The sequence below is a fragment of the Rhodoblastus sp. genome, assembly GCF_052145335.1.
Lineage (GTDB): Bacteria > Pseudomonadota > Alphaproteobacteria > Rhizobiales > Beijerinckiaceae > Rhodoblastus.
In genome coordinates this window covers 1-4,950 of sequence record NZ_JBKQOU010000172.1, presented here as the reverse complement: position 1 = coordinate 4,950, position 4,950 = coordinate 1, and the positions used below count along the sequence as shown (strand labels likewise).

4 protein-coding genes are annotated in these 4,950 nt (G+C 61.9%); 2 read left to right on the top strand and 2 right to left on the bottom strand.

Annotated elements, in window-relative coordinates; all coding sequences use genetic code 11:
- Positions 1-999: alpha/beta hydrolase (locus ACLP2E_RS11250; protein ID WP_442465979.1), on the top strand; the 999-nt coding region annotated here is incomplete at its 5' end.
- A gap of 362 nt (positions 1,000-1,361) precedes the next feature.
- Here the strand turns inward: ACLP2E_RS11250 and ACLP2E_RS11245 are convergent.
- On the bottom strand, positions 1,362-3,383 hold the full coding sequence (locus tag ACLP2E_RS11245; RefSeq protein WP_442465978.1) for an oxidoreductase: 2,022 nt from the start codon (positions 3,381-3,383) through the stop codon (positions 1,362-1,364).
- Between the two features lie 118 nt (positions 3,384-3,501).
- On the opposite strand from ACLP2E_RS11245, the gene ACLP2E_RS11240 reads away from it, so the two are divergent.
- Positions 3,502-4,062 (top strand): PadR family transcriptional regulator, encoded by a 561-nt coding sequence (locus tag ACLP2E_RS11240; protein ID WP_442465977.1) that lies wholly within the window; start codon positions 3,502-3,504, stop codon positions 4,060-4,062.
- A 437-nt stretch (positions 4,063-4,499) separates the two neighbouring features.
- Here the strand turns inward: ACLP2E_RS11240 and ACLP2E_RS11235 are convergent.
- On the bottom strand, positions 4,500-4,950 hold a 451-nt coding region (locus tag ACLP2E_RS11235; protein WP_442465976.1), incomplete at its 5' end, for a malic enzyme-like NAD(P)-binding protein.

The following is a 4,950-nucleotide window of genomic DNA, read 5'->3' as shown; positions in this document are numbered from 1 at the left end:
GTGGCGCGAGTCGCCGTTCGCGTCTGTCTCAAGCCCGCGCTAAGACCGGAATTTTCCTGCGCCGTCCAGCGCCGCTGGGCGGACGTCGCGACCCGGACATTGAGCGTGCCGTTCGGCGTGCGCTTCTTGCGCCGGAGCCTGGCGGGCGTGCCGACCGAAGAGGCGCGACGCAAGGCGGACACAGGCCAGGCGACGGACGCCGTGCTGTTCCTGCACGGCGGAGCGTTCATCCTCGGGTCGCCCCGCAGCCACCGCAGCATCAGCGGTCGGCTCGCCAGGCTCACCGGCGCCGACGTATTCGTTCCCGACTATCGGCTTGCGCCAGAGCATCCCTATCCCGCCGCTTTGGACGACGCGCTCGCGTGCTATCGCGCTTTGCTCGACAAAGGCTACGCGCCCGAGCGGATTGCGGTCGCGGGCGATTCCGCGGGAGGCGGCCTTGCATTGTCGCTCTGTCTGCGTTTGCGCGCCGAACGCCTGCCACAGCCGGCTTGCGTCGCGCTGATCTCGCCGTGGGTGGACCTCACGTTGACGCGGCTGGCGCCGATCGCAAACGACGCGCTGCTGCGTCCGGCCTGGCTCGCACAGGGCGCCGCCGCCTATCTCCAGGGACGCTCCGCCGAGGATCCGCTGGTGTCTCCATTGTCGGCGGATCTCGCAGGATTGCCGCCGGTCATGATCGAATCGGCGTGCGAGGAAATTCTCCGCGACGATTCCCGCCGCCTTGCCGGCGCTCTCGAAGCCTGTGACGTCCAGGTCGCCCATATCGAATTTCCGCACATGTGGCACGACTTTCAGCTTTATGCCGGCATCGTGCCCGAAGCCACGCTGGCGGTCGAGGAACTCGGTCGCTTCATCCGCGGCAAAATGGCGCCGATCGGTCAAGAACGACCGCAGTCGAGCGGCGCTGGCGCAGCAATTCGAACGATCGCCACGCGAGGAGCGATGTACCATATCCAGGCTGGTTCCGTCGGCTCGTCCAGCGAACCGCACGCGTGATTCCGCCTTCGCGGTGTTTTGCGGGAGCGATGCACGGCGGGAAAATCACCGGGGAGCGCGGAACAGGAGCAACGCAAGGCGCTGTAGCTGTTGGCGCGTCCGCGTGATCGTGGCTAAGCGATCGGGTGCGAGCGATCTTGCTAACCTTTTCAGGTTGAATGAGCCCCCGAATCGCCGATGCGGAAGGGCAGGCCCCGCTCCCTGACCTGCATCAACGGCGCGCTTGCGATTTTTGCTCGCTTCCGCGATTGGAATCAGAATCGAGCGCCGTCATTTTCGGCACTTTCGCAATCCAGACTACGATGAATTGCCTGAACGGAAAGTGCACGAAACGGGCAGCAGCTCAGTTCGTGCCGCCTCCGTCATAACGAGGCCGCCAACCTGGCGCCCTGGGCAATGGCCCGCCTAGCGTCCAGTTCCGCGGCCTCGTCGGCGCCGCCGATCAGATTCACGCTGCTGCCGACGCTGACCAGTTCCTGCTGAAGCTCACGCAAGGGGTCCTGGCCGGCGCAAACGACCACCGTATCAACCGCCAACGTGCGTTCGGCGGCTCCCACAGCGATATGTAGTCCGTCGTCATCGACTCCGCGATAGGTGACGCCCGAAATCATTTCAATTCCCCGCCCGGCGAGGGAAGCGCGGTGAATCCAGCCGGTGGTCTTGCCAAGACCTTCGCCAACTTTGGACGCCTTGCGCTGTAGCAGAAAGATTTTCCGGGGCGGGGCCGCGACATGCCGCCGACCCAGCGCGCCCCGCTCCTGGAAGGTCTGATCGATGCCCCATTCGGCGAAAAAGCGAACCGGGTCAAGGCTGGCGCTGACGCCGCAATGGCTAAGGAATTCGGCGACGTCGAAACCAATGCCCCCCGCGCCGATGATGGCGACGCTGTCGCCCACGGCCGCACCTTCGCGCAGAACTTCCAGATAGCTGAGAACCTTCGGATGACCGATGCCGGGAATAGCCGGGATGCGCGGGGTGACGCCGGTAGCGAGAATGATCTCGTCGAATCCGCCCGCCTGCAGTTCGCTGGCGGTGACGCGGCGGTTGAGCGCCAGCTGCACTCCGGTCTGATCGACGCGGCGACGGAAATAGCGTAGCGTTTCTTCGAACTCTTCCTTGCCGGGAATGCGCTTGGCGATGTTAAATTGTCCGCCGATGGCGCCCCCGGCCTCGAAAAGGGTAACGTCATGGCCGCGCTCGGCGGCGACGGTGGCGGCGCTGAGGCCTGCCGGACCGGCGCCAACGACAGCAATTTTTTTCGGCGTCAGGGCCTTGGTATAGACCAATTCGGTTTCGTGGCAGGCGCGCGGATTGACGAGGCAGGAACAGACCTGTCCCTGGAAAATCTGATCAAGGCAGGCCTGATTGCAAGCGATACAGGTGTTGATATCATCTGCCTGCCCAGCTTCGGCCTTGTTTAGAAAATGGGGGTCGGCGAGGAATGGCCGGGCCATGGAAACCATATCGGCGTAACCCTCGGCCAACAGGCGTTCGGCGACCTCGGGAGTATTGATGCGATTGCTGGTAATCAGCGGGATCGACACCTTTTCCTTCACTCGCTTGGTGACCCAGGCGAAGGCACCGCGCGGCACGCGCGTGGCTATGGTGGGGACGCGAGCCTCGTGCCAGCCGATGCCAGTATTAAGGAGGGTCGCCCCCGCCGCCTCAATGGCTTGCGCCAACTCTGTCACCTCATCGAAGGTCGATCCGTCCTCAACGAAATCGAGCATGGACAAGCGATAAATGATGATAAAATCGGGTCCCACCTTCTTCCGGATGCCGCGCACGATAGCTACCGGAAAACGGATGCGGTTGGCGAAACTTCCGCCCCAGGCGTCGACGCGCCGGTTGGTGCGGGCGGCGATGAACTCATTGATTAGATATCCTTCCGAACCCATGACTTCAACGCCGTCATATCCGGCCTGCCGGGCCAGAACGGCGCAGCGGATAAAATCGGCGATGGTCCGCTCAATTTCCTCGTTCGTCATGTCGCGCGGCTGGAAAGGGTTGATTGGCGCCTGCAAGGGGCTAGGCGCCACCAAACCCGGTTGCAGCGAATAGCGTCCAGTATGAAGGATCTGCAGAGCGATCCGCCCACCGGCGCGATGCACGGCATCGGTCACAATCCGATGATGGGCCGCCTCATCCTCGCTTGTCAGCTTGCCGCTGCCGGGCGCGGTCAATCCCTCCTCGTTGGGCGAAATGCCGCCAGTCACGATCAACCCCACACCGCCCTTCACGCGCTCCTGGTAGAACGCCGCCATCCGTTCCGGGCCGCCCTCGATCTCCTCCAAGCCGACATGCATCGACCCCATGATCGCCCTGTTTGGCAGGGTCGTGAAGCCGAGATCAAGCGGCGTAAACAGGTGCGGATAGCTGGTCATCGAGCATTTCCTTTTGAGGTGATACGACTATGCAACTGGTTGCATAGTCGTATCACTGACTTGACGGCAATGCAACTGGTTGCATAACGTTTGCGGATTGAAATTCTGGAGCGTCTCGATGTCCCTGCCGCACGCCCTGTTGACTTCGCTTCTGGAAAAATCTTCATCGGGTTACGAATTGGCCCGCCGGTTTGAACGGTCCATCGGCTATTTTTGGAAGGCCACCCATCAGCAGATTTATCGAGAGCTTGGACGCATGGAAGCGCAAGGCTGGATCGCGGCAAACTCCGCAGACGAGGCTCCACAGTCGCGGACGAAGGTCTACCGCGTCTTGGATGCCGGACGGCAGTCGTTGCGGGAATGGGCGGCGGAACCCTCCGATCCTGCCGAATTGCGCGAGGATTTAATGATCAAGTTGCGGGCCGAGGCCGTCATCGGTCCGCTCGGCCTCGAGCACGAGGTGGAGCGGCGCCACGCCCTGCACCGCGACAGGCTCGCGGAATATCAGGCCATCGAAGCACGAGACTTTTCACATCGGCCACTGACGCGCGAAGACACGTTACGTCATCTTATCCTGAAATGCGGCATTCGACTGGAGGAAGCCCAAATCGCCTGGAGCGTGGAAGCACTGGTCACCCTCCGTCGACTAGGATCCGTCACGGGTCGTGGGGCAACCTGATTTACGCGTGACGCCCGCGATTTTGCCTTGCTTTCGACGGCGATCCTGCGATCTCGGCAGCAGGCCAGTTGGGCCGGACGTCGCTACCGATGGTCCGGCCCCAACAACCCGCAGGAGCAGCGTTTCTGGAAACCAGCCTGGACCTACTAAGTCGGATTGTGCTGTCATCGCCGCTCTCCAATAGCAAGCTAATTAAATAGTCGGCTAACTATTATTTGCAATCGGATTCTAGCGCCTGCTTTTTGCCTTTCGGTCCCTGTCTGGAATGCTGATGCGAATATTATCTGCGAGGACAAGGCGAACCCGAGCCGAAAATAATCGGTTGGGCCATCACGGCGCGCGAACTCTAGATTCGCAGAAGCATACATTCCGAGCTTCCACAGCCTCGGCCGCCCTATCTGATGGCCGACTGGCGGTCATAACGATCACCTGCGGCCTCATGCCTCGTAAACCGGGCGATAAACGCGCGACTGAATGAGCGCCGCGACATTTTTGGGGCGATCAACCCGCGCCAGGTTCTTGTCGAAGATGCATTCCGCGACCCGCGTTGCGACGTGTAACGAAGTGGCGAAGATCCGGCTCTGGGGCGGATAGATCAGCCCGCTAGCGAGATTGTCCTCCTTGACCTGTTCCGCGACGGCTTTCGCCGCCACGATAAACATGTCGTCTGTTATGCGCGTGGCCTCGGTCGCGAAGACGGCCATCCCCACGGCCGGGAAGATGTAAACATTGTTGCCTTGCCCCGGCACGAAGGTTTTGCCCGCGAACGCGACTGGCGGAAACGGGCTGCCGCTGGCGAAGATCGCCCGGCCTTCGGACCAGCGATAGGCTTCCTCGGCGGTGCATTCGGACCGCGAGGTCGGATTGGAATAGGGGAAGATGATCGGC